This is a genomic window from Bacillus sp. AF62 (assembly GCF_050312695.1).
GTDB classification, from domain to species: domain Bacteria; phylum Bacillota; class Bacilli; order Bacillales; family Bacillaceae_G; genus Bacillus_A; species Bacillus_A cereus.
In genome coordinates, this window is record NZ_JBNPJZ010000174.1 from 1 (window position 1) to 4,475 (window position 4,475).

Sequence of the window (4,475 nt, forward strand, 5' to 3'; positions counted from 1 at the left end):
TATTTAGTAGTACAAGTAGCATATATCCTAATCTATAAGTACATGTAAAATAATTATTTTGTCTATTCTTCTCATATTACAAGAAATAAGTTGATTGTTTTAAGGGATATGCTCTTCTATCTGTTCATAATAACCAAAATCTATACATGTTCTGTCACAAGAGAAATTATTGTTCTTATCACACGAAAATATATTGATATATTATAAATCAGGAGATTATGAATGTGTTTTCAAGACTTAAAACAAAGGTTTTTTAGTACAAACCTCCTATATCGTCATTGTTCGGTACATTAATAACAATAATCATATTCATTATCCTCCCCTTCTAAGATATACTAACATAATTATTCTTACATAAAAAGGTACGTATGCCCACAATAAAAAGGTCTCTTGGTAGGAGACTTTTTATTCGTTTGGAAACTGTTGGAAAATAAATAGTCATAACCTTTTTCATATAGGGATGTGACTGTATTACAAAGGTTTATTTACCACCGCTATTCGCTTTCGTTACAGCACCGTATAGCCCACTAACAGCTTGATATTAAGTCAATAAAACAGACACAGATAATTTCAATTATGCAGACTTCGATTCGTACATACATTCTTTTTTTCATCGGTGATAAGTAGCCATTCGCTGAATGATATTACCCCCGTAAGGTCGACAGTGTAAAAAGACCATGCAAACACATGGGTGCTAAACTTTTACTTGGAGGGGATTTTATTATGGTTAAAAAAGGGGATAAATTTCAAACTTATTCAAATTAATTAAAGGTACAAGTTGTAAAAATTTATTTAAATGGTGAGGGCAGCCAATTGGCTATAGCGAAGAAATATAGGCTTAGAATTCCGAACACAATGGCCTGAAGTTTTTGCACCAGAACCAGCTGATATCCATACGATTGTATCACATTTAAATTTCTCAATAAAAGAAAACCATCATTTTACAGATTAAGTATTTAAAAAAAACAGATTTTTTTGTATTATGAAAATAAAGACTTGAAGATTCTGCCTATTAGATGTTGATTAGTTTTGTATATGTAACAACAAGTCCGAGACAAATCAATTATATCATTGGGATATTCGTTATGAATGTAGTCCCAATAGCCATGTACAAATATTAGCAATTCTTTGCTACATTTGTAACTACTCATCTACATAAAGCGCAAGCATTTAATATGTACTTCAAATTTTAATTTTCCGAGTAAATTTCCTATAAAAACGCCTCCACAATCAAGTCTATTAATCTAATATATAACCATATAATATTTAGTAAGAAAACTACATATTTTACAACATATAGAAACCGAGTGTTCGCTACTACTTATCACAACAACTTTGTGGATACTTTAATAGGTATTGTGATAAGTTATATGTGACCACTCAAAATTAATAGGGGGGATAAGAATGCGCTTCAATATTAAAGAAACGCGGAAGAGGTTTGGCGATACCCTACAGAGTTTAGCTGCAAAAATTAATTATGATTATAGTAATCTGTCTAAAATTGAAAGAGGAGTATATACCCCCACATTAGATTTACTTCATAAAATAGCTACCGTATACAATATGGAAATATGCGATTTAATTGTTCCTTCGAATATAGCAAGTAAAAAAATTTTAGATATAGAGGATATAGAATTGTTAGAATGTTATACTTTCACCCTAAACGACGAAGAAGTTTCACAAGAAGAACTTGTGTTTTTAATACAAACGCTAAAAATTATGCGCCAAACAATCAAAAATATAAAAAGGAAAGATTTCGATGAGTAACATTGTTTCGCTGAAACACGAACAGAGCAGAAATACAAAAGAACATATAAAAAATCTTTTCCTTAAAAAGAAAGAAACTGATCTACATGTCGCAAAGGAGACTGTAAATCTTTTTTATAGACAGGCATACATTGTCCAATTACTTTTTTAACCTGATTATGATTATTTTGAGTTCTTAGATAAGTAATGATAAAAATGTCTGGGTTTTCATTTGGAAAATAATAGTATAAAACTTTTTTTGATTCCACGCTAACGTATAGAGTTGTTTGAGTTTCTCTCTTATCATTTTATCTTTTATATGAAGAGCGGTATCCACAGATTTTCCCACCAAATCATCTCGTTTTTGAAAAATTAAATTTAGTAATTCTGGACAAATATCTATAAAAATAAAATCATCTTCTATTTTTTGAAATGTGAAATACATCTTAGGTTGTGCATTTTCATATTCTTGGAAAAGGTTTTCAAATACAGAATGTAAAACTAGCTTGAGTTCGATATGGCATCATCCCTTTCGCTTTTTCCTAAAAATCACATACTTTCCTTTGTTTTATTTGGTATGTTAAACCTAAAAACATGCTCTTTCTTTGAAGAGATAACATATTTTATAGATAATAAATTAATAGTACTTATTATTTTACATGTTTTTCTTATATTTTGTATTGAGAAAGTAGAAGTTATTTTTTAAAGTAATATACATATTTTTACATATACAAACAAAAATCTGCATATTAAATGTGTTATCTGTTTAATTGTTACTATAAGTAGGGGTAGCCTTACTAAGGAAATTCGCTTATTGATAAACCTTCGTTTATAAATAATTAGGTTCATATTACCAATTTTAACTTGATTTTAAAAATGGTTCTGGTGCAATATTTTGTATGTGTATAAAAAACATAATGATTTTTTATACACATACAAAATATTGCATTGTGAATCAACCTCAATAACCTCATTGAACAAGACCATAGACATCTCAAACAAAGGTTTGTTACATCCATAGGATTTCAAAATCTTCGCCAAGCTTCCCGTCCCTGGAAAGAAATCGAAACGATTCATCATATACAAATAAAAGAGAAGGTGCAGCCTGCAGTGATCCCTGTCAAGTAGACAGTATTTAAAAAGCACGACTGGAGATGGTACACTAAACTGGACACTAAGTTAAGAGAGAAAGGTAATTCAGTTTATAAGTAGAAAAGTCTATAATCGTCAATTTAAAATGGCTGCAGTTCAGCTCGTACTGGAAGAAAATATGTTTGTAAAAGGGGTTTCCAGAGAATTATCGATTCATTCTAATACGCTATATCTTTGGATAAGCGAATATGAAGAATATGGGGAAAGTGCGTTTCCAGGTCGTGGAAGCGCACTTTATCATTCTCAGTATGAAATGAAAAAACTCAAGCGTGAGAATGAAGAACTGAGAAAAGAGCTCGATTTATTAAAAAAGTTCCAGGTCTTCTTGAAGAAAAAGAATGTGTAAGATTTCAATATTTAAAAGAGAATAAACACAAATATAACATCAAGAAGGCTTGTAAAACGTTAAACATCTCGTGATCAGGTCACTATGAATGTTTACAAAAGTTCTTGAAAAGAAAGGTATCAAAGTAAACCGGAAGCGAGTAGGAAAGCTGATGCGTCAAATGAAACTGTATGCGAAAGACAGTCGCTTTCAATTTAAACGTTATAATAAAAAATCACCTTCCATAGAAAGACCTAACCTCTTAAATCAAGTTTTTCAGACGGATCAACGAAATAAAATATAGGTTGGTGATATTACTTATATTCCTACCCAAAAAGGCATCTTATACCTTGCGGTATTTGTGGATATGTACTCAAGAAAAGTGATTGGTTGGTCCATGAGTACCCGTATGAAAGATTCTCTCGTGATAGACGCTTTTTTAAAAGGATATAAAAAAGAACATCCGAAAAAAGGGTTACTTATTCATACAGACTAAGGGGATTACTATACAAGCGGTAATTTTCAAACCACACTACAAAAAATAGGGTGCTGTTTCGAGTGTCAGGAGAAAAAAACCCCTTATGATAATGCGTTAATGGAATCCTTTTACAAGACTATAAAAAGAGAGCTTATTCAAGGTGCTAAATTGAAAACACCTGAACAAGCTCATAAAGAAATATTTAAATATATAGAGTTGTATTACAATACAAAAAGAATGCATTCTTCTTTAGATTATCTTTCTCCTATCGAATTTGAGAAAGCCTATTCATAATATTCACCTAACTTAGTGTCTGGAAAATGTTGATAAGTCCAATGTACTTTCTTTTTCTGTCTACTATTAGGGGATCATATCAGGTAGAAGCTCTTATTCAGGAAATGAGAAAACACAAAATTATCCTTCCAGCAGTTTACATGCAGTTATGCAAGAGCAAAATTACTGGAAAGGCCAAAAACAGAAATTCCGAAAAAATAATAAGAAATTATTAATTTCATTAGAACCACATTTACATGAAAGGTTGGAAGAGTTCGCATTGTATAACGAAAATTTAGATCAAATTGCATCGGAGTTAGTAACAGAAGGCTTAGATTATATCTATATGGAGGATATACCTGTAAGGCAATCTCATGCTTTTCAGCATTTTGTAGAAATTGAATTATCACCATTTCAGCAAAAACTCTAAGAACCTGTTTAGAATCTATGGTATAATCTGTACAAAAAAGGATATTTTCTATGATACATAATTATACAAGT

Annotated in this window: 1 protein-coding gene and 3 pseudogenes; all 4 read left to right on the forward strand. The window is 30.7% G+C overall.

Annotation, left to right across the window (positions count from 1 at the left end; all coding sequences use genetic code 11):
• The first annotated feature begins 1,404 nt into the window (after positions 1-1,404).
• Positions 1,405-1,767, forward strand: a complete 363-nt coding sequence (locus ACQRBL_RS31925; protein ID WP_197230586.1) for a helix-turn-helix transcriptional regulator — start codon at positions 1,405-1,407, stop codon at positions 1,765-1,767.
• 902 nt (positions 1,768-2,669) lie between these two features.
• Positions 2,670-2,823 (forward strand): annotated as a pseudogene (locus ACQRBL_RS31930) (DDE-type integrase/transposase/recombinase); the annotation flags it as partial.
• Between the two features lie 127 nt (positions 2,824-2,950).
• Positions 2,951-3,995 (forward strand): annotated as a pseudogene (locus tag ACQRBL_RS31935) (IS3 family transposase).
• 148 nt (positions 3,996-4,143) lie between these two features.
• Positions 4,144-4,401: pseudogene (locus ACQRBL_RS31940) on the forward strand (hypothetical protein); the annotation flags it as partial.
• Between the last annotated feature and the right edge of the window lie 74 nt (positions 4,402-4,475).

Bases quoted from the DNA above. Each gene is read 5' to 3' on its own strand.
- ACQRBL_RS31925 (WP_197230586.1), top strand. From the start codon at position 1,405: ATGCGCTTCAATATTAAAGAAACGCGGAAGAGGTTTGGCGATACCCTA.